This window comes from Ferruginibacter sp. HRS2-29 (assembly GCF_024343615.1).
In the GTDB taxonomy this organism is placed as follows: Bacteria; Bacteroidota; Bacteroidia; order Chitinophagales; family Chitinophagaceae; genus Ferruginibacter.
In genome coordinates this window covers 54,511-72,861 of the sequence record NZ_RJUB01000007.1, presented here as the reverse complement: position 1 = coordinate 72,861, position 18,351 = coordinate 54,511, and the positions used below count along the sequence as shown (strand labels likewise).

Here is an 18,351-nt window from a genome sequence, read left to right as displayed (position 1 = left end):
TTTCAATTTTTATTTTTTGCTACATGATGATGTTATTCACCGGCTGCACCCGGGCAGGTATCTCTTTTTCGCCGAGTATTTCCCGCAGGTCTATCTCTATGGTGCGGCAAATGGCCGTCATGGGGATGTCGTTTACCCCGTTTTCGAAAGGGTTTTCGCTGCGGTCGCCAATGAGTTCCATCACGTAAAAGATCCAGGAGATCACCACGCTCATGGGTATGGCCAGCCATACCAGGCTGTCGCCGCCGTATTTGGCCAGCTCGCCTATGAGGCCGAAGGGCAGCACCGCCGCCAGCATCCACACAAAGGTTTCGCTGAAGTGGGCGTACTGCCGCGGAAAGGGGTACGATTTGATGCGCTCGCAGGCCCCCTGCTGATCGTACAGCTGGGCCACACTATTGCCCAGCGCCACCTGTTTGTAGCTGTCGATGCAGCCCTTGGAAGCCAGGAAGTTGATGTGTTCGTTTTGCTTGCGCAAAATATGCGTGGCGGTATTGCCCTGGTTGTAAAGCGGCTCGGCCTCATCGGAGTGCAGGTAATGCTTGATCTCCTGCAGCAGGTTTTGGTTTACAAACGGGGTATCGTCGGTAACGATGGTGGTAAACGGGTCGTCCTTGATCTCCCAGATCTGGCGCTGCCTCAGCTGTATGCGCAGGGCATTGATGTAGGCCAGGTGGCGGTGCACCAGTATGCGCTTGTGCTCCTGCAGGGCTTCCTCGGTCATGCTTTCGCAGGGCTGCAGGTAATCGAGCAGCAGCACGGTAAAGCTGCGGCTGATATTGACCAGCGAGCCCCAGATCTTACGGGCTTCCCAGAGCCGCTCGTACGACGAGTTGTTTTTGAACCCTACATAAAACGCCACTGCCGTGCCCACCAACCCGATAGGCACAAACGGCAGCGCCAGGAAATGGAACCCGGCCAGCTCATACAGCCCCACCACCAGTATGGCATAGGCCGAAAACATGAGCAACGGCTTCCAGGCAAAACGAACCACAAATTTGAGTGATAACTTACGTGCGGTATACATATAATTGATTTTTAATAAAGGTAGAAGGTTTGCAAATCTACCGCCAATTTAAAAAATGGGTTTTTGCTAAATCGGGCGGCCGCCAGGTTAGCAATGTACCATTAAACCTTACTGTCAGCCTGAGCTTGTCGAAGGCGGGGAGATCTAACCCGCCTTCGACAAGCTCAGGCTGACAGTAAATGGGATGGCGGAAGGATCATAAATCACACTATTTGTATCTCGGCAAGCAATGCCTATCTTTGCGCCCTAATTTTTCGACATCATGAAGTGGATGAATACTTTGATCAAGTACCGTTTGTGGCTGGGGATATTTATCCTGGCAGCCGCCGTTTTTGTGAATTACCAGACAAGTTTCTGGCCTTCCTTTATCCTGTACCTCGTAGGCGTGGTGCTGCTGGCCGGGCATTTCCTCTTTGGCCCCATGCGCCTCATACAGACCGCCATGGAAGAAGGCGATATGGAAGAAGCTAAAAAAGTGGTGAATGGCATCATGTTCCCCAAGCTGCTCATCAAGCCTATGCGCTCCGTTTATTATACCATCAAGGGCAACCTTGCCATGGTAGACCAGGACTACGACACTGCCGAAAAACACATGAAACAAAGCATCGCCCTGGGCGGCGGACAGCTGACCAAAGCTGCCGATGGCCCCAATAAACTCCAGATGGGTATGCTGCAGATGCAGAAAGGAAATATCAAGGAAGCCGAATCGTACATCCGCCAGGCCATCCGCGCCGGCCTGCCCGACAGCGAAAACAATGCGGCGGCTTACCTGCAGCTTTGCTCCATCATGATGAACAAAAGGGAATTTCGTGCAGCAAAAGAATATTTCAAAAAAGCAAAAAGCTTTAAAGCTACTACACCACAAATTGTAGATCAGATAAAACAGATTGAGAAATATATCACCCGGATGCCGGGGTAGAATGAAGAATTAAAAATGAAGAATGGTGATCGAAGCGAATGGGGAGATCACAGATTTCAAAGGGATAACAGGATTACACAGATTATTTTGCTGGCGCAAAATGAAAATGCAGTTTATAAGATATTGAACTTTTAATAGTCATTCAATTCCTTATAAACTGCATTTTCGTTTTTACGAAGTAAAAACAATCTGTGCAATCCCCTTCATCCTTCTGAAATCTGTGATCCCCTTCATCCCTTTGTAATCTGCGATCCCCCCATCTCCTATTCGTCAGGTCCATCTTTCTGCAATGATCTTCTTTCTGAAATCAAAGATCCCTTTCAGTTTTTTTTCTACAAAAAGCGCATTGGCAATATCGCCGATAAACCAATAGGGGATCTTGTAATGCACGATATCCGTCATTTCCACCCCACCGTCCACTTCTTTGAAATGATGCTGGTGGTGCCACAGGCTGTAGGGCCCGAAGCGTTGTTCATCTACAAAATATTTATGCTTTTCCACGTGCGTGATCTCCGTCATCCAATATACCGGGATGCCCGGCAGGGGCCGCACGGTATATTCGATCACCTGGCCCGCATAGATTTTATTGCCGCTGAAACGGGAAATGACCTGGAAGCCCATGTCTTTTGGCGTAATGTCTTCGAGGTTGTCGGCGCTGCTGAAAAAATCCCATATTTCGGAGAGGGGTGCAGGAATGATCTGCGTGGTTTTGAAAGAGTAGACTTTGCTCATATTGAAAGTTAAACAAGGAAGGAGAGGGTTTTGTTCGATATCAATTGCCGCGGGCTTAAGCCCGCGGCAATTGATGAAGTGTTTATGGCTTCTTAGTATCTTTGATAAATGCAGAATTACCGCCAATCTCTCCAGCAAAAATTCACCGAAGAATACAACAAACTCAACGATCAGCAGCGCATAGCCGTAGATACCATCGAGGGGCCGGTGATGGTGATTGCAGGGCCGGGAACGGGCAAAACGCAGATACTCGCCGCACGCATCGGTAAGATATTGCTGGAGACCGATGCCCAGCCCGAAAATATCCTCTGCCTCACTTACACCGATGCCGGCGCCATCGCCATGCGCCGCCGCCTGCAGCAGTTCATAGGTGCCGATGCCTACAAAGTAAACATCTACACCTTTCATGCTTTTTGCAATGATGTGATACAGGACAACCTTTCGTTGTTTGAAAAAAATTCGCTGGACGCCATCTCCGAACTCGAAAACATCCAGCTTTTCAAAACACTGATCGACTCCTTCAAAAAAGACCATCCGCTGAAGCGCTACCGCGGCGATGTGTATTACGAGATCAATAATCTTCGCGGGCTTTTTTCTTCCATGAAAAGAGAGGGCTGGTCGCCGGAATTTATCAATGCAAAGATTGATGCGTATGTAGCCGATCTGCCGCTACGCGACGAATTCACCTACAAACGTAAATACAAACAGTTCAATGCCGGCGACCTCAAGCTGGATAAGATAGAAGAAGAAAAAGAAAAAGCCGAACGCCTGCGCAGCGCCGTCAACGAATTTGAAAATTACCAGGCACTCATGCGCCAGCGCAACCGCTACGATTTTGATGATATGATCAACTGGGTGATCCGGGTATTTGAAGAAAATCCGAATGTGCTCTCCAATTACCAGGAAAAATTTCAATACATTTTAGTCGACGAGTTCCAGGATACCAGCGGTACGCAAAACCGCATCGTGCAGCTGCTCATCAGCTTCTGGGACCAGCCGAATATTTTTGTGGTGGGTGATGACGATCAGAGTATCTATCGCTTCCAGGGCGCCAACGTGGAGAACATGCTGGCATTTGCCAATAATTATACACAGGAATTGAAGACGGTGGTGCTCACCAGTAATTACCGCAGCACACAACCCATCCTGGATATTTCCAAAACCCTCATCAACCGCAATGAAGAGCGGCTGGTAAAACAGATCCCCGGCCTGAGCAAAGAACTGCTGGCTTCCCGCGATGGATTGAAAGAGCTGACGCATGAACCTGTGATCACAGAATACAATGCCGTAAAAGATGAAATGGCCGATATCACTTCACGGGTGGAAGTGCTGTTGCAGCAACAGGTAGCGCCCGGCAGGATCGCCGTTATTTACAAGGAAAATAAATATGGCGAAGCGCTGGCCACTTATTTCCGGCTGAAAAATATCCCCGTATTCAGCAAGCGCAGCCTGAACATACTGGAGCATCCCTTTGCCAAAAAAGTGATCAACATACTGCGTTACCTCAATGCCGAGCACGACATTCCGTACGGTGGCGATGAAATGCTGTTCGAGATCCTGCATTACGATTTTTATCATATCCTCCCGATCGATATCGCCAAGCTTACGGTGGAGGTCAATAACCAGCGTTACAACGGCAACCTCACTTCCATCCGCAGGCTGCTGGCCGATAAAGCCGCTTCGCCGCCCAAAGATCTTTTTGATACAGGATTGAAAGACGAGCTGAAAAATTTCAGCAACATGATGGAAACGCTGATCGGCGATGTGTCTAACGTAACCCTGCAGCAACTTTTTGAAAACATCATCCGCAACGCGGGCGTGCTCACCTACATCATGCAGAGCAATGAGAAGATAGCCCTGATGCAGCTGCTTACGGCCTTGTTTGATTTCATCAAAGACGAAACCAGCCGCAATCCGTTCCTCACGTTGCAGGGCCTCATCGATATCATCGACCTCATGGAAAAAGAAGACCTTCCATTGCCCATGCTGCAGGTATCGGGTAGCGATAAAGGCGTAAACCTGCTGACGGCGCATGGAAGCAAAGGGCTCGAATTTGAATACGTATTTTTTGCCGGGGTAAATGCCGGTTCGTGGGAAAAGAAACGCAAACCCGCCGGTGGTTATAAATTGCCCGACACCATGTTTGCTTCGCAGCCGAAGGCCGGCGACGATGAAGAACTACGCAGGCTTTTTTATGTAGCGCTTACCCGTGCGGAAAAATACCTGTACATCTCTTATGCAAAATATAAAGACGATGGCAAGGAAATGGAGCCCTCGATGTTCATCGCCGAAATACAGGAACAACATCACCTCGACATACAGAAAATAACGGCAAGCGAAGAAGACATGCTGCTTTTCCAGCAGTTGCATTTTACGGCGCAGGCGCCGGAAATACAGCGCTCGGAAGAAGATTTCATCACAGGCCTGCTCGAAAAATTTGTGATGAATGTGACCGCGTTGAGCGCTTACCTGGATTGCCCGCTGGGCTTTTATTACAAAAACCTCATCCGTATCCCTTCGGGAAAAAATGAGGCTACGGAGTTTGGGAGCGCCATTCACCATGCGGTGGAAAAATTGTTCCGCAAGATGCAGGACGGCAAAAAAGACAGGTTTCCCCCAAAAGAAGAAATGGTGGCCGATTTTAAATGGTACATGAACAGGCACCGCGAAAATTTCACCCGCGAAGCCTTTGCCCGGCGCATGGAATATGGCGATGAAGTGCTGCGCAATTATTACGATAAATATGTAAACACCTGGAATAAAGTGGTGGCTGTAGAACGCAATATACGGGGCGTGGTGGTAAACAACGTGCCGTTAAAAGGCAAACTCGACAAGCTGGAATTTGACGGAAAAGATGTAAATGTGGTGGATTATAAAAGCGGCAATATTGACAATGCTTTACCAAAATTGAAGCCTCCGCATGATAAGGAGCCCAATGGCGGTGATTACTGGCGTCAGGCTGTTTTCTATAAGATACTCATTGACAATTACGAACAAAAGGATTGGAATGTGATCAGCACCGAATTCGATTTTATAGAACCCGACAAGAAAAAAGAATATAGAAAGGAAAAGATCGTGATCACTCCATCGGATACCGAAACCGTAAAACAACAGATCACCGATACCTGGCGCAAGATCCAGGACCGGGAATTTTACACCGGCTGCGGCAAGGAAGATTGCCGTTGGTGCAATTTTGTAAAAGACAATAAACTGGCGGTGGAACTGCACGACTTGGAGGAGGAAGAATAGCCCCCTCAATCCCCCAAGGGGGAGTTTCAACGTAGCGAGGAATGTAACAAAATTCCGCAGCTTTTAATTTTCTCATGATCTTCGCTTCGGTCAAAGTCCCCCTTGGGGGATTTAGGGGGCCCTATCACGCAGGATTTAGGGCCTTGGGCTTTTTATTCATTATCTTCACGCAAAAATTACCACCTCATTCATGAAGCATAAGTTAATAGTTTTCATAGCTATTGCCCTTTCGTTATACAGCCTCAGTGTTACCAACAGCGGATGTGCGCAGATAGGCATGCCCACCGGCGGCCTTAAGGATTCGCTGGCACCGGTGCTGGTGAGAGCCAGTCCTGATAATAAAGCTACCAATGCGCAGGAAAAAAAGATCAGCCTTACATTCAACGAATACGTGGAAGTAGAAGACCCGTTCAAAAATGTGATCGTTACCCCCGTTCCAAAAGGAAACCCGGAAATACGCTTCAACCTGAAAACAGTAACCGTACGGCTCAAAGATTCGCTCCTGCCCAATACAACCTACAGCATCAACTTTGGCAACAGCATCAAAGATGTGAATGAAGGAAATATTTACCGCGATTTCACCTATGTTTTTTCTACCGGCGATAAGATCGATTCGCTGCAACTCCGCGGAAAAGTGGTGCTTGCCGAAACGGGCAAAACGGATAGTACGCTCCTGGTGTTGCTTTACCGCAATGCCGTTGATTCGTCTGTAGCCACACGCCGCCCCGATTATATCGCAAGGGTTACCCCGGAAGGCACATTCAATTTCAAATACCTTCCCCAAGGAAATTTCAGGGTATATGCATTGAAAGACGGGGATGGAAATAAAAGCTATAATTCTAAAACAGAAATGTTCGGGTTCTTACCCGGCGATAAGGAAATAACCGTTGCCGACAGTTCGGCCAATGTGCTCCTGTATGCTTACGAACAGGAAAAACCAAAGCCGGTGGGCGCTACAGGGGCTGCGCCCAAGCCAAAACTGGAGAAAAAACTCCGCTACTCCGGGCAGCCCGCGAAGCAGGACCTGCTGACGCCTTTGACGATCACTTTCAACAATCCTGTAACGGTTGACCAACAAAAGATCTATCTCACTGATACCAATTACAACCGCATCGCCGGTGTGAAATTCTCGCTGGACAGTACCGACACAAAAATATCCCTGGCTGCCAACTGGAAACCGGAAACGGATTATGTGCTTTTTGTGGATAAGGATATCGCGAAAGATTCGCTGGGCAATACACTTGCTAAAAGTGATACGATCCGGTTTGCTACAAAAAAGAACGAAGATTATGGCAGGATAGTGATCCGTTTTACCAACCTCGATCTTTCTAAAAATCCGGTACTGCAATTCCTGGAAGGCGAAGAAGTGAAGTACTCCTACCCCATCACTTCGCCCGAATGGAGCAACCAGCTTTTTCCCCCGGGTGATTATGGCATCAGGATATTATTGGATGATAATAAAAATGGCAAATGGGATCCGGGAGATTTTTCCAAAAAATTGCAGCCCGAAACTTCCATCCTGCTGCCGCAGAAATTGGGGATAAAAGCGAATTGGGACAATGAGAGAGAGATCAAGTTATAAATTACGAATGGACAATTACGAATTACGAATGTGATCACGTCTTAAAATTCGTAATTCGTAATTGTCCATTCGTAATTCTTAAGATTTCTTCTTTCCTGCAGAAAGTAATATAAACACTCCCGCAGCCATCGCCACTCCGCCGGCGTAAATCGGCCAGCCGACTGATTTTTCTTCTTTTTTATTGATCTCGATAGGGCCTATTTCGGCCACTTTTTTCTCCTGCGTTACTGTGAACCCTTTGTAAAACAACATCAGGATGCTGATGGCGATCAATGCTATACCGACAATTTTCATGATTTAAGATTTGATGCGTGAAATTATGGATGTTTCGTTGTTTTTTTTGAAATTGAACTTTCGATCACTTTTTTTCGTTCGTGGTTGTCTTTCGCTTCATCGATGGAATGTGATTGCTGCAGGCTTTCTTCGCCCTTGGTAAGATCGCTCAGGCTGCTGTAATATTTGCGGATCACTTTCAGTTCATCCTCCGTCATGTTCTCCACATTCACCAGCCGGTTGCTGGCAAATTCATGCGACGCTACCAGTTCATTCAGCTTGAGCTGTATGGCAAGCGACTCTTTGTTCTGCGATTTCTGTATGAGGAACACCATGAGGAAAGTGATGATGGTGGTACCGGTATTGATCACCAGTTGCCAGGTTTCGGAGTAGTGAAAGACCGGGCCGCAAACAGCCCATAACACCACAATGCTAAGTGCCCCGAAAAAACCAAAGGTACTGCCGGCAATGGAGGTGGCTTTTGCAGAAAATTTTTCGAAAAAACTTTTTTCCTGGGTTACATTTTTCTTTTTCATGATAAACTATTATTAAAGGTTTCCCGAACAAACGAACGCGCCTCATGCACGTTCCGACATTCTTAATTCTTAATTCTTAATTGAATGGATTATCCATTTACAATTTCCCCTCCATTCGGGTGTAGTACCTGCCCTGTAATATAAGACGAATCGCTGCTGGCAAGAAAAAGGTAGCTGGGCGCCACTTCCACCGGTTCCCCTGCCCGTTTCATGGGAGAATCGCTTCCATGTTTGGCTACTTTTTTTGCCGCAAAGCTGGATGCGATCAAAGGGCTCCATATCGGGCCCGGCGCCACCGCATTCACCCGGATACCTTTGTCGATAAGGTTTCCGGATAAACTCCTGGTAAAAGAAACGATGGCTCCTTTTGTAGAAGCATAATCCATCAGTTCCGGGCTTCCGCGGTAGGCTGTAACCGATGTGGTATTGATGATACTGCTCCCTTTTTTCATATAAGGCAAGGCCGCTTTGGAAAGCCAGAACATGGAAAATATGTTGGTTGAAAATGTTTTGATCAGTTGCTCCGAAGAAATGTCTTCCAGCGATTTGCTTTCATAATGGATGGCCGCATTATTGACCAGCACATCAATTTGTTTATACTTTTTTGAAACGGTGCTGATCACTTTTTTACAAAAATTTTCCTTCGAAAGATCGCCAGATATCAACATGCAGTTGCGGTGGTATTTTTCTTCCACAGATCGTTGTACTTCGGCGGCATCCTCGTGTTCATTGAGGTATGCGATGATGATGTCGGCACCTTCTTTTGCAAACAATAACGCAACAGCTTTACCGATGCCACTATCGCCACCGGTGATCAGCGCGACTTTTCCATTAAGTTTTCCGGGAACCCGCAAATCGGCAGGAACTGTCTGGGGTACAGGATCCATTTTATATTCCAGGCCCGGACGTTGCTGATGCTGTGGCCTTCGGATCGGTTTTTTGGGAGCGGCTTTCTGCATGAGTTTTTTTTTATGAATAAAATGAAATTATTGTGCCTTTTTTTTTGCCGGAAAGAGCGGCTTGTCCCCGCATTCTTAATTCTTAATTCTTAATTTTCTTCACGGTTCCGGTTTCTTCACCACTTCCTTCGCATTGGTATCCACTGCCTCTCCCGGCATTTCCACTTCCACCAGCCGCGTGGTAACCGCGTAATGGTTAGGATAAATGGCCGAGCCGTATTTTACCGCCCAGGCCTTGGTAAATTCTGCACCGAAATAAAGTATGATGGAAGAATAATAGATCCATACCAGCAGGATGATGATGGAGCCCGCGGCCCCGTAGGTACTGCCCACTTTGGTGGTGGTGATGTAAAACGAAATGGCAAATTTACCCACCATGAACAATATCGCCGTGGCGATAGCGCCCGAACGTACATCTTTCCATTTGATATCCGCATCGGGCAGCAGCCGGAAAATAACCCCGAACAACAGGCTGATGACCACAAAACTGATGATGACATTGACGATATAAAATACCGTAACGGCAATATCCGGGAACCGCTCGATCAGCCGTTTGCTGAACCCATCGATGACATAATTGATGCCCAGCGAAACCAGCAACAAGAACCCCAGGCTGATGATGACTGAAAAGGAAAGGAAACGGTTGCGGAGCAATTTGAGCCAGCCACGCTTGGGCTTTGGCTTGATGCCCCAGATGGTATTGATAGAATCCTGTATCTCGGCAAAAATGGTAGTGGCACCTACTACCAGCGTAACCACGCCGATGATGGCTGCGGTATTACTTTTGCCTGCCAGCGATGCATTGCGGATGATCTCCTGTAGTTGAGTGGCAGTTTCGGCCCCCACAAAACCGATCAGTTCGCCATATACTTTTCCTTCCACCGCATCCTTGCCGAGGAAGATGCTGCAGAGCGAAATGATCACCACCAGCAATGGGGCCATCGAGAAAATAGTGGCATACGCCAGCGATCCGCTGAGCTTGGTCACTTTATCCTCACCAAAACCTTTGAACGCGTTTTTCAATACCTCCCATATCCCTTTCACCGTGATCTTCGTGGCCATAGACTTCTGTTTTTGTCGAAGTAATACAAATCTGCAACCAAAAAGCCCCCTAAATCCCCCAAGGGGGACTTGCGAACGTTACACAATCATAAGTTACCTCTTATTTAAGAAGGGCAAAAGTCCCCCTTGGGGGATTTAGGGGGCCATCATTATTAATTATGTTCTAATTTTGCGCCATGTTCTTCTCTTCTTCTCTCCTTGAAAATGCGGTGAATGAGTTTGCTAAATTGCCCGGCATCGGCAAAAAGACCGCTTTGCGCCTGGTTTTGCACCTGCTGAAGCAACCAGAAACGGATGTAGCCCTTTTCAGCAGCACGGTAGCCAAAATGCGGAGCGAAATAAAATTCTGCATCCGCTGTCACAATATTTCCGATAAGGAAATGTGTAATATCTGCACCAATACCCTGCGGCAGCAACATACTATCTGCGTGGTGGAAAATATCCGCGATGTGATCGCCATCGAAAGCACGCAGCAATTCAACGGGATTTATCATGTGTTGGGTGGAATCATTTCCCCGCTCGACGGTATCGGGCCGGAACAACTGACCATTGAAGACCTCGTGTATCGAATCAAAAATGAAGATATACAGGAAGTCATCTTTGCATTAAACCCTAACATACAGGGAGATACCACTATTTATTACATTGCCCGCAAGCTTAAGGACGTAAAAGTAAAGATCACTACCATCGCCCGGGGGATCGCTTTTGGCGGCGAACTGGAGTACGCCGATGAAATGACGCTGGCCAAAAGTATCAGCAACCGCATATCCGTAGAGCACTATATTTCAAGCCATTAATACTCCAAATAGGGCATGCTTTATCTTACTCATCTGGTATAAATTTGCCGGGCACTCCCTGAAAGATTGGGTATTTCCACAAAAATTTATAATCGTTCGTTGAGAAAGATCTGCTGATAGCAATGTGGCCATGCTGACCAATTCATCGCTGCCGCTGGATAGTGCAAAGACACGCCTCTATTTCCGCAACAACCAATTTTACACAGGTGCCATCGGTACGCATGTAACGCAAGGCAGTTCCGACGGCAGCAGTATTTATGCCAGGCTTGGCTTTTATACTTTCGCTACATCATCCCCTTCGTCATGCAATGCCGGCGACGTCATCACCATGGAAGCAGGGCATTCTTTCACTTCCAGCCTCACGCTATCAGGCAGAGCGGCCTCCGGCAATACCGTGTTTTCCGGGGCCAGGATCTATTGACCCTATAATCGGGGATAGCCATAAAGCCACGCCACAGCTGCACAGCTATTTTCAAAACCCGGAATCTGCGCGCCTGTGGTTTTTTAAAATCCAGACTGCACCCCTTTGCGGCTTTGCGTAAATCCCCTAACTTTGCCCCTGCAAGGGCGGATTTGTTTATTGTTCACCCCTTGCGGAATGTTTCCATTGAACTAATAAACGAGCCCATCTCCCCACACCCACCAGGATTTGTCCTTCGTTAATAGTTCACCGGTAATTACTGTAGCAGTTAAAAATTTTGTATGCAGGCGTATGCTTCGCAGCAAATAAAAGGAGGATATATGTCAACTATCAAAGACGAATTAAAAAAACGCATTCTTATCATCGATGGCGCCATGGGTACCATGATCCAGCGACACAAGCTGGAAGAAGCGGACTACCGTGGCGAACGTTTCAAAGACTGGCACACCGATGTGAAAGGCAATAACGACCTGCTGAGCATCACCGAGCCGCAGATCATTACCGGCATTCATAAACAATACCTGGAAGCAGGCGCGGATATCATTGAAACCAACACTTTCAGCAGCACTTCCATTGCGCAGGCGGATTACGATATGCAATCACTGGCATACGAGCTCAATGTTGCTTCGGCAAAATGTGCCCGCGAAGCCGCGGATGAATATACTGCCAAAGACCCTTCGAAGCCCCGTTATGTGGCCGGCGCTATCGGGCCGCTGAACAAGACATTGAGCCTGTCGCCCGACGTAAACAACCCCGGTTTTCGCGCCGTTACCTTTGATGAAGTGGCAGCAGCTTACACCGAACAGATCAAAGGGCTGGTAGATGGCGGTGTCGACATTTTACTGATCGAAACCATTTTTGATACCCTCAACGCCAAAGCGGCCATCTACGCCATCCGTCATTTTTTCAAAGAACGTAACCTGCCGGAATTGCCGGTAATGATCAGCGGAACGATCACCGATGCCAGCGGGCGTACGCTCAGCGGACAAACGCTGGAAGCTTTTTATGTATCGGTGATGCACGCCAATCCATTGAGCGTGGGCCTCAATTGCGCCCTTGGTGCCCAGGAAATGCGTCCGCATATTGAAGAGCTGAGCTCTATCGCCGGTTGCTTTACATCTGCGTATCCGAATGCTGGATTACCCAATGCCTTTGGAGAGTACGACGAACAACCGCATGAAACGGCACATATCATTGAAGAATGGGCTGCCAACGGCTGGCTCAATATTGTAGGCGGATGCTGCGGTACCACACCGGATCATATAAAACATATTGCACAGGAAGTGGCGAAGTTTGCACCAAGGGCATTGCCTGTGCTGGAGAAAGAACTGGTGTAAATCACAGAGTTTGGGGAGGTTTTTCACAGAGGAGCACTGAGTTTTTTGATGTTTATTTGTGTGTTATTTTTTTAACCACAAAGTCACCAAGAAACAAAGAAACACAAAGAATGTATCAGTTAATTGAAGAGGGAGAAGAATGGTTGGCAAGTCAGATCGTTGACATAGCAATCCATATTCATAAACAGTTAGGCCCGGGATTATTGGAGTCTGTTTATAAAAAATGTTTCTATTACGAGCTTCGTGAAAGAGAAATAAATTTTATAAATGAAGCACATGTTCCAATAATTTATAAAGAAATGGAAATCGATAGTGGCCTTCGTTTAGATTGTTTGGTAGAAGACCGGATAATAATTGAATTTAAAGCGCAGGAAAAATTTAATAGTTTATGGAAAGCCCAGTTATTAAGTTATATGAAGCTATCTGATAAACGTTTAGGATTTTTAATAAACTTTCATGTCCCTTTAATGAAGGATGGAATAAGCAGAATTATAAATTAAAAACTTAGTGAACTTGGTGCTCTTTGCGCCTTTGTGGTTAAAAACATGAGTGACATTACACATATAAAACCTTATCTCCGCCTCAGCGGACTCGAGCCGCTCATCGTGCGGCCGGAGACAAATTTCATCAACGTAGGTGAACGTACCAACGTTACCGGTAGTAAAAAATTCGCCCGCCTCATCCGCGACGGCCAATACGAAGAAGCCCTCTCCGTAGCCCGCCAGCAGGTAGAAAGCGGGGCGCAGGTAATTGACGTAAACATGGATGATGCCATGCTGGAAGGCGTGGAAGCCATGACCACTTTCCTCAACCTGGTACAGGCCGAACCAGACATCGCCAGGATACCCATCATGATCGACAGCAGCAAGTTCGCGATCATTGAAGCCGGACTAAAATGCGTGCAGGGAAAGTGTATCGTGAACTCCATCTCCATGAAAGAAGGAGAAGAAAAATTCATCGAACAGGCCTTCATCTGTAAAAGTTATGGCGCTTCCGTGATCGTAATGGCTTTCGATGAAGTAGGACAGGCCGATACCAAGGACCGAAAAGTGGAGATCTGTCACCGGGCTTATAAGATCCTCACCGAACAGGTTGGCTACGATCCGCAGGATATCATTTTCGATCCCAACATTTTCGCGATAGCGACCGGTATTGAAGAGCATAATAATTATGCTGTTGATTTCATCGAAGGTACCCGTGAGATCAAAAGGCTGATGCCGCTGGCAAAAGTGAGCGGTGGTGTAAGCAACGTCTCTTTTTCTTTCCGTGGTAATGATCACGTGAGGGAAGCCATCCACAGCGTGTTTCTGTATTACGCCATTGCCGCGGGTATGGATATGGGCATCGTGAATGCCGGACAGCTGGTGGTATACGATGAGATAGAACCCACGCTGAAAGCGCTGTGTGAAGATGTGATCCTCAACCGGAACAATGATGACAATGGCGCTACCGAAAAACTTATCCAGTTTGCTGAAACCGTAAAAGCCAAAGGAAAAGAAATTGTAAAAGACGAAAGCTGGAGACTGGAAGCCGTAGAAAAACGCATGGCGCATTCTTTGGTGAATGGCATTACAGACTACATCGACCAGGATACCGAAGAAGCCCGGCAAAAATATCCCAAGCCGCTCGACGTGATAGAAGGGCCGCTGATGGATGGGATGAATATTGTGGGGGATCTTTTTGGTGCAGGAAAAATGTTTTTGCCACAGGTGGTAAAAAGTGCCCGGGTGATGAAAAAAGCTGTAGCTGTTTTGACGCCTTACATTGAGCAGGAAAAAGAAGACAAACGTTTGGCGCATATCGCCGCAGGCACAGTAAATGAAGAAGGCGCCGGCGCCGCAAAGATCCTGCTGGCAACCGTAAAAGGCGATGTGCATGATATCGGCAAAAATATCGTGGGTGTGGTGCTGGGTTGTAATGGATACGACATCATTGATCTTGGGGTGATGGTACCCGCGGATAAGATCTTATCGGAAGCGAAAAAACATAATGTAGATATCATCGGCCTCAGCGGCCTGATCACGCCTTCTCTTGATGAGATGGTATACATAGGCCGCGAAATGGCACGCCAGCAGATGGACCTTCCGCTGCTGATCGGCGGCGCTACCACCAGCCGTATGCATACCGCCGTAAAAATTGCCCCGGAATATGAAAATGGCGTAGTGCATGTACTCGATGCCAGCCGTAGTGTAACCGTGGCCGGTAGTTTGCTCAATAAAGAAACGAAAGGCCCCTTCCTCGAAGGCATCAAAAAAGAATACGAAAAACTGAAAACTGATTTTGGTAATAAAAAATCAGCCAAGCAATACCTCACATTTGCGGAAGCACAGCAAAATCCTGCGGCTATTGCCTGGGAAGAATTTAAACCGGTGAAGCCAGCTTTTACCGGCACGAAAGTATTCAATGATTATCCGCTGGATGAGATCGCGGAGTTCATCGACTGGCAACCGTTTTTCATCGCATGGGAATTACACGGAAAATTTCCGGCGATACTGACCGATGAAGTGGTGGGTAAGGAAGCGACCAATCTCTACAACGATGCGCAGAAATTACTGAAGAAGATCATCGACGAAAAATGGCTCACAGCACAGGGTGTGGTTGGTTTCTGGGAAGCCAATAAAGTGGCTGCCGATTCGGTGCATGTACACGATGACGGAAAGATACAGAAGCTGGAATTTTTGCGCCAGCAGATTAAAAAAGCGGCCGGTCAACCCAATCTCAGCCTGGCTGATTTCATAGCACCCGAAGGCCATCCGGCACAGGATCACCTGGGGGCTTTCTCCGTTACCATACATGGAATAGAACCGCATATCAAACGTTTTGAGCAAGCGCTGGATGATTACAGCAAGATCACCTTGCAGGCGCTGGCCGACAGGCTGGCAGAGGCTTTTGCGGAGCTGCTGCACAAAAAGACACGTACGGAATTGTGGGGGTATGTAACGGATGAACACCTCGACAATGAGCAGTTGATCAAAGAAGAATATCAAGGCATCCGCCCGGCGCCGGGTTATCCCGCCTGCCCGGACCATACGGAAAAATACAAACTCTTTGAACTGCTCGGCGGCGAAGAAGCCACCGGTATCCATCTTACAGAATCACTGGCGATGTATCCGGCATCTTCCGTTTGCGGATGGTATTTTGCGCACCCTGAAAGTAAATATTTTGGTGTGGGTAAAATAGAAAAAGATCAGCTGGAAGATTATACCGAAAGAAAAGGAATGCCATTGGAAGAGGTAACGAGGTGGTTGAGACCGATACTGGAGTAGTCGTTGCTGGCCAAACGAGGCAACCTCCTGGTATGTAACCTTTTCAGGAAATGCCTCGCCTGGCTCGCAATGACTGTACTAATTAAAAATCATTTCATTTCCTCCAGTTCCTTTTTCATCTTGAACATTTCATCTCGCAACCTCGCCGCTTCCATGAAATCGAGATCCTTCGCCGCTTTTTCCATTTCTTTTTTCACACGGGCTATCGCCTTCTCCATCTGTGGAATGGTCTTATAAGTTTCCTGTTCTTCTGCTGCCACTTTGATGATGTCTTCATCGCCCTGCAACGCATACGGATTGCTGGGGTCGTACCCTTTTACATCGAGCACACTGCCCTGGGCAAAAACCTGTTCTTTTGTTTTGATGATGGTGGTCGGGGTAATATTATGTTCAATGTTGTATGCTATTTGTTTTTCGCGGCGGCGGGTTGTTTCATCAATTGTTTTTTGCATACTCTCCGTCATTTTATCTGCATAAAATATTACCAGTCCATTTACATTTCGGGCTGCCCTTCCTGCGGTCTGCGTAAGGCTTCTTTCATTACGAAGAAACCCTTCCTTGTCGGCATCCAGTATTGCCACCAGTGATACTTCGGGCAGATCGAGCCCTTCCCTCAGCAGGTTCACGCCCACCAGCACATCGATGATGCCGAGGCGGAGTTCGCGTAAGATCTCCACCCGTTCGAGCGTATCCACTTCGCTGTGGATGTATTTACTTTTTATATCGATGCGGTGAAGGTATTTATCCATTTCTTCCGCCATACGTTTTGTAAGGGTTGTCACCAGCACACGATCGCCTTGTTTCACTCTTTCGTCTATGGCTTCCAGCAGGTCGTCTATCTGGTTGATGGAAGGGCGGATCTCTATCGGCGGATCAAGCAATCCCGTTGGCCTTACTACCTGTTCTACCACCACCCCTTCGCTTTTTTCGAGTTCGTATTCGCCCGGCGTAGCCGACACATACACGGTCTGGTTGACAAGGTTTTCAAACTCATGAAAATTCTGCGGACGGTTATCCATTGCCGATGGAAGGCGGAAACCATAATCTACGAGTACCAGTTTTCGGCTTCTGTCGCCGCCATACATGCCGCTCACCTGCGGAATGGTCTGATGGCTTTCATCGATGATGCATAAAAAATCTTTGGGAAAATAATCCAAAAGACAGAATGGGCGGGCGCCGGGCGAACGACGGTCAAAAAAGCGGGAGTAATTTTCAATGCCATTGCAGTAACCTAACTCACGGATCATTTCAAGATCGTAATTCACACGTTCTTCGATGCGTTGCGCTTCAATGAATTTTCCGCTGTTCTTGAAATAAGTGACCTGTGCGGCACATTCATCCTGTATCTCACCGATCACCTGTGCCAGCATATCTTTTGGCGCAAGATATAAGGTGGCCGGAAAGATCGCCGCATTTTCCACAGTACTGATACGCTTGCCGGTAGTAAGTTCCAGCGTTTCTATGCTTTCGATCTCATCGCCGAAAAAGCTTACCCGGTAACCAAAATCCACATACGGAAGATTGATGTCGATCGTATCGCCTTTCACCCGGAAAGTTCCCCTGGTAAAATCTCCCTGGCTGCGTTGGTACAATGAATTTACCAGTGCATGCAAAAATCCCTGGCGGGAGATCACCTGCCCCTGGTGGATACGGATGATGCCGTTCTCATATTCCGCAGGGTTTCCCATACCGTAGATGCAGCTCACACTTGCCACAACGATGATGTCGCGGCGGCCGCTGAGCAATTGTGCCGTAGCCTGCAGGCGAAGTTTATCCAGCTCTTCGTTGATGCTGAGGTCTTTTTCGATGTAGGTATTGCTGACAGGCATATAGGCTTCAGGCTGGTAATAATCGTAGTAAGAAACGAAGTAACCCACTGCATTATCAGGGAAAAATTGTTTGAACTCACCGTATAATTGCGCCACCAGAGTCTTATTGTGCGTAAGCACAAGTGTGGGCCTTTGTACATTCTGTATCACGTTGGCCATGGTGAAGGTTTTACCGCTTCCGGTAACGCCCAGCAAGGTCTGATGTCTTTCGCCGTTGAGTATCCCTTCGGTCAGTTGTGCGATGGCGGCGGGCTGATCGCCGGCGGGTGTATAGGAGGAGTGTAATTTGAATGGCATAAGTGTGTAAAGTTAAGAATAAAGTCGGCGATTTTGCTTCCGGTATGTTTTGAGTTGACTACTCT

The 18,351-nt window shown here is 47.5% G+C and carries 15 protein-coding genes; 8 read left to right on the top strand and 7 right to left on the bottom strand.

Annotation, left to right across the window (positions count from 1 at the left end; all coding sequences use genetic code 11):
• Positions 1–19: 19 nt before the first annotated feature.
• Complete coding sequence (locus EGI32_RS04150) at positions 20–1,027, bottom strand: bestrophin family protein (RefSeq protein WP_255154111.1); 1,008 nt, start codon at positions 1,025–1,027, stop codon at positions 20–22.
• A 262-nt stretch (positions 1,028–1,289) separates the two neighbouring features.
• Here EGI32_RS04150 and EGI32_RS04145 point away from each other — a divergent pair, with 262 nt between their 5' ends.
• The gene (locus EGI32_RS04145) at positions 1,290–1,946 is read left to right on the top strand and encodes a M48 family metallopeptidase (RefSeq protein WP_255154110.1); all 657 of its coding nucleotides are present in this window, start codon (positions 1,290–1,292) and stop codon (positions 1,944–1,946) included.
• Between the two features lie 270 nt (positions 1,947–2,216).
• On the opposite strand, the gene EGI32_RS04140 is transcribed toward EGI32_RS04145, so the two are convergent.
• Positions 2,217–2,678, bottom strand: coding sequence for an SRPBCC family protein (locus EGI32_RS04140; protein ID WP_255154109.1), 462 nt, complete (start codon positions 2,676–2,678; stop codon positions 2,217–2,219).
• Between the two features lie 108 nt (positions 2,679–2,786).
• On the opposite strand from EGI32_RS04140, the gene EGI32_RS04135 reads away from it, so the two are divergent.
• Positions 2,787–5,927: an ATP-dependent DNA helicase gene (locus tag EGI32_RS04135; protein ID WP_255154108.1), complete on the top strand. Its 3,141-nt coding sequence runs from the start codon at positions 2,787–2,789 to the stop codon at positions 5,925–5,927.
• A 190-nt stretch (positions 5,928–6,117) separates the two neighbouring features.
• Positions 6,118–7,509, top strand: a complete 1,392-nt coding sequence (locus EGI32_RS04130) for an Ig-like domain-containing protein (protein ID WP_255154107.1) — start codon at positions 6,118–6,120, stop codon at positions 7,507–7,509.
• 78 nt (positions 7,510–7,587) lie between these two features.
• Here the strand turns inward: EGI32_RS04130 and EGI32_RS04125 are convergent, their stop codons facing one another.
• The 4 genes from EGI32_RS04125 to EGI32_RS04110 form a co-directional block, all read right to left on the bottom strand.
• Positions 7,588–7,803: a hypothetical protein gene (locus EGI32_RS04125; protein ID WP_255154106.1), complete on the bottom strand. Its 216-nt coding sequence runs from the start codon at positions 7,801–7,803 to the stop codon at positions 7,588–7,590.
• Positions 7,804–7,826: 23 nt separating this feature from the next.
• Positions 7,827–8,318, bottom strand: coding sequence for a low affinity iron permease family protein (locus EGI32_RS04120; RefSeq protein ID WP_255154105.1), 492 nt, complete (start codon positions 8,316–8,318; stop codon positions 7,827–7,829).
• An 89-nt stretch (positions 8,319–8,407) separates the two neighbouring features.
• The gene (locus tag EGI32_RS04115) at positions 8,408–9,277 is read right to left on the bottom strand and encodes an SDR family oxidoreductase (RefSeq protein WP_255154104.1); all 870 of its coding nucleotides are present in this window, start codon (positions 9,275–9,277) and stop codon (positions 8,408–8,410) included.
• Positions 9,278–9,376: 99 nt separating this feature from the next.
• On the bottom strand, positions 9,377–10,339 hold the full coding sequence (locus EGI32_RS04110) for a YihY/virulence factor BrkB family protein (protein ID WP_255154103.1): 963 nt from the start codon (positions 10,337–10,339) through the stop codon (positions 9,377–9,379).
• A gap of 176 nt (positions 10,340–10,515) precedes the next feature.
• On the opposite strand from EGI32_RS04110, the gene recR reads away from it, so the two are divergent.
• The 5 genes from recR (at position 10,516) to metH (ending at position 16,160) form a co-directional block, all read left to right on the top strand.
• Positions 10,516–11,136: a recombination mediator RecR gene (gene recR, locus EGI32_RS04105; protein ID WP_255154102.1), complete on the top strand. Its 621-nt coding sequence runs from the start codon at positions 10,516–10,518 to the stop codon at positions 11,134–11,136.
• 130 nt (positions 11,137–11,266) lie between these two features.
• Complete coding sequence (locus tag EGI32_RS04100) at positions 11,267–11,557, top strand: hypothetical protein (RefSeq protein ID WP_255154101.1); 291 nt, start codon at positions 11,267–11,269, stop codon at positions 11,555–11,557.
• A gap of 320 nt (positions 11,558–11,877) precedes the next feature.
• Positions 11,878–12,894: a homocysteine S-methyltransferase family protein gene (locus EGI32_RS04095; RefSeq protein ID WP_255154100.1), complete on the top strand. Its 1,017-nt coding sequence runs from the start codon at positions 11,878–11,880 to the stop codon at positions 12,892–12,894.
• A gap of 110 nt (positions 12,895–13,004) precedes the next feature.
• A complete protein-coding gene (locus EGI32_RS04090) occupies positions 13,005–13,394 on the top strand; it encodes a GxxExxY protein (protein ID WP_255154099.1) in 390 nt (129 codons plus the stop codon).
• A 45-nt stretch (positions 13,395–13,439) separates the two neighbouring features.
• On the top strand, positions 13,440–16,160 hold the full coding sequence (metH, locus tag EGI32_RS04085) for a methionine synthase (RefSeq protein ID WP_255154098.1): 2,721 nt from the start codon (positions 13,440–13,442) through the stop codon (positions 16,158–16,160).
• 89 nt (positions 16,161–16,249) lie between these two features.
• Here the strand turns inward: metH and uvrB are convergent, their stop codons facing one another.
• Positions 16,250–18,286, bottom strand: coding sequence for an excinuclease ABC subunit UvrB (gene uvrB, locus EGI32_RS04080; RefSeq protein ID WP_255154097.1), 2,037 nt, complete (start codon positions 18,284–18,286; stop codon positions 16,250–16,252).
• Positions 18,287–18,351 lie beyond the last annotated feature (65 nt).

Excerpts from the sequence above, each read along its gene's own strand:
- EGI32_RS04150 (WP_255154111.1), bottom strand. The coding sequence starts at position 1,027 with ATGTATACCGCACGTAAGTTATCACTCAAATTTGTGGTTCGTTTTGCC.
- EGI32_RS04120 (WP_255154105.1), bottom strand. The coding sequence starts at position 8,318 with ATGAAAAAGAAAAATGTAACCCAGGAAAAAAGTTTTTTCGAAAAATTT.
- metH (WP_255154098.1), top strand. The coding sequence starts at position 13,440 with ATGAGTGACATTACACATATAAAACCTTATCTCCGCCTCAGCGGACTC.
- recR (WP_255154102.1), top strand. The coding sequence starts at position 10,516 with ATGTTCTTCTCTTCTTCTCTCCTTGAAAATGCGGTGAATGAGTTTGCT.
- EGI32_RS04090 (WP_255154099.1), top strand. The coding sequence starts at position 13,005 with ATGTATCAGTTAATTGAAGAGGGAGAAGAATGGTTGGCAAGTCAGATC.
- EGI32_RS04100 (WP_255154101.1), top strand. The coding sequence starts at position 11,267 with ATGCTGACCAATTCATCGCTGCCGCTGGATAGTGCAAAGACACGCCTC.
- EGI32_RS04110 (WP_255154103.1), bottom strand. The coding sequence starts at position 10,339 with ATGGCCACGAAGATCACGGTGAAAGGGATATGGGAGGTATTGAAAAAC.
- EGI32_RS04130 (WP_255154107.1), top strand. The coding sequence starts at position 6,118 with ATGAAGCATAAGTTAATAGTTTTCATAGCTATTGCCCTTTCGTTATAC.
- EGI32_RS04125 (WP_255154106.1), bottom strand. The coding sequence starts at position 7,803 with ATGAAAATTGTCGGTATAGCATTGATCGCCATCAGCATCCTGATGTTG.
- EGI32_RS04095 (WP_255154100.1), top strand. The coding sequence starts at position 11,878 with ATGTCAACTATCAAAGACGAATTAAAAAAACGCATTCTTATCATCGAT.
- EGI32_RS04135 (WP_255154108.1), top strand. The coding sequence starts at position 2,787 with ATGCAGAATTACCGCCAATCTCTCCAGCAAAAATTCACCGAAGAATAC.
- uvrB (WP_255154097.1), bottom strand. The coding sequence starts at position 18,286 with ATGCCATTCAAATTACACTCCTCCTATACACCCGCCGGCGATCAGCCC.
- EGI32_RS04140 (WP_255154109.1), bottom strand. The coding sequence starts at position 2,678 with ATGAGCAAAGTCTACTCTTTCAAAACCACGCAGATCATTCCTGCACCC.
- EGI32_RS04115 (WP_255154104.1), bottom strand. The coding sequence starts at position 9,277 with ATGCAGAAAGCCGCTCCCAAAAAACCGATCCGAAGGCCACAGCATCAG.
- EGI32_RS04145 (WP_255154110.1), top strand. The coding sequence starts at position 1,290 with ATGAAGTGGATGAATACTTTGATCAAGTACCGTTTGTGGCTGGGGATA.